This is a genomic window from Bartonella sp. AP21QHHD (genome assembly GCF_042196205.1).
Classification (GTDB): Bacteria; Pseudomonadota; Alphaproteobacteria; order Rhizobiales; family Rhizobiaceae; genus Bartonella.
Genome location: NZ_JBHIPT010000088.1, coordinates 1 through 1467, shown reverse-complemented (window position 1 = coordinate 1467; position 1467 = coordinate 1). Strand labels below are relative to the sequence as shown.

Annotated in this window: 1 protein-coding gene and 2 pseudogenes; all 3 read right to left on the bottom strand. The window is 44.2% G+C overall.

From position 1 onward, the window contains the following. Positions 1 to 111 (bottom strand): annotated as a pseudogene (locus ACFIMC_RS05145) (phage tail protein); the annotation flags it as partial. A 7-nt stretch (positions 112 to 118) separates the two neighbouring features. Further along, positions 119 to 1132, bottom strand: a complete 1014-nt coding sequence (locus tag ACFIMC_RS05140; RefSeq protein WP_375621736.1) for a phage tail protein — start codon at positions 1130 to 1132, stop codon at positions 119 to 121. 8 nt (positions 1133 to 1140) lie between these two features. Next, positions 1141 to 1467: pseudogene (locus tag ACFIMC_RS05135) on the bottom strand (phage tail protein); the annotation flags it as partial.

Sequence of the window (1467 nt, the reverse complement as noted above, 5' to 3'; positions counted from 1 at the left end):
ACGAGCGCTATTATTAACCGTGTTAGGGTGCTGTCCCTCTGACCAATTAATTAAAGCATCAGCACCACCATTCTCAGATGCTGTTAAAGACCAATCATAAATCGTGGACATCTAAACCTCACGTCTTGATTCCAAACACAACACTCATATTAATCGGGCGCGTCTCACTTATACCTGAACTTGCCAATGCAACATCACGCATGTGAAGGTGGGAATGGGGAAAGGCGAGCTTATGGTGCACGCGTATATCCTCTGCTCTCACGCCCAAACGTTCAGCAAGCTTCAATCTTTGCTGGTCATTCAACACATATCCCCAGATGATCGTCATATCACCATGCCAACTCTCTTCCTGATTTTCATCATTCAAAATCGTAAAGGATTGACCCCCATGGTCATGCTTTCTCATTGCGTCATTTTGTAAAGTGCCAAGATAACGAAAGCGGTCTATCTCGCGGTCATCATCAACACCTCGTAAAAAAACACCACGCAAATCGGGAACATTAAACTTCGTCCAACTATCAGCGCCTCCCCACCTGATCCCTATCGCTTCATAAAGAGCAGGATAATCACTACGCAAATAAGCCTTCCCATCACATGGTAACCAGCCATCTGGCAAAACTTGCATCCCAAAAATCCCTATCGTCCCTAGTGGATAAACAGGGATAACCGGCTCTTGCGATAAAGAGAGAGGCGTAGGATTTAAAACTTGCCAAGCATGATCCCTATAAACCAAGCTATAAATGCACCCCCTTTGAAGCTCGCCTCCCGATAAAACACGGAGACCTAATTCCGTCGCCTTGTAAACAGGTTTAGCCGCCAAATCATTTAAGGCAATTGCGGTTTCCCCAACATTCTTGCCCTTCGCTTTAAAATAAATTGATATCCCATTCTTATACTCTAAAAATTGCGATTGGCTTTGAAGTCTTATCAACGTCGTCTGGTGTTCAGCATCAACCGTAAAAGTGCTTTCAATCACACCACTCGTATCCGATAAATACTCACGCACACGTTGCATCATCACACGAGCACTATTATTCAGACTACTAGGACGTTGTCCTTTTGACCAATCAATCAAATCATCACAATAGGCATTCAAGGAGGCATTTAAAGACCAATCATAGATCGTCGACATCTTACACCTCATGTCTTAATCGCAAACAGAACACTCACATTTACTGGACGCGTCTCGCCTTCACCAGTGCTCTCCAAAACAACCTCTTGGTTCTCATCAAGAGTATGAGAACTTACAATGTAGCCCCCTAAATTCTCACGCTCTATGCCCATAAAATTCGCTAGAGAGCTCCCCCCAAACAAGCCTAGACGATAGCCCAACACATCCGTCGTATTCCCATCCCAAAAGTTTTCGTTGCTGGTAAAATGAGACATCGAAAGGCTCTGTCCTTGATGTTGATGCGACTCGATTAAATCTGTTTGCACACTTGCAAAAGAACGCCCCTCATCAATATT